This window comes from Ruminococcus sp. N15.MGS-57, from assembly GCF_000980385.1.
Classification (GTDB): Bacteria; Bacillota; Clostridia; order Oscillospirales; family Ruminococcaceae; genus Hominimerdicola; species Hominimerdicola aceti.
Map to the genome: position 1 here is coordinate 1 of NZ_LARF01000157.1, position 310 is coordinate 310.

Below are 310 nucleotides of genomic sequence, written 5' to 3' on the forward strand. Positions count from 1 at the left end.
GCCTGAACTGAAACATCTAAGTAGGGCGAGGAAGAGACATCAAACGAGATTCCGTAAGTAGTGGCGAGCGAACGCGGAAGAGGGCAAACCGAGAGGAGAAATCCTTTCGGGGTACGGACTGCTTTTAAGACTGGAAGAGTTAACAGAATGGCATGGGAAGGCCAACCGAAGAGTGTGAGAGTCACGTAAGTAAAAATTCTGACAGCTGCGCAGGATCCAGAGTACGGCCAGACACGTGAAACCTGGTCGGAATATGGGGGGACCACCCTCCAACCCTAAATACTACCCAGTGACCGATAGCGTATAGTAC

The 310-nt window shown here is 51.0% G+C and carries 1 rRNA gene; it reads left to right on the forward strand.

Going from position 1 to position 310, the window contains the following annotated elements:
* A 23S ribosomal RNA gene (locus WS40_RS11070) occupies nt 1-310 on the forward strand; the annotation flags it as partial.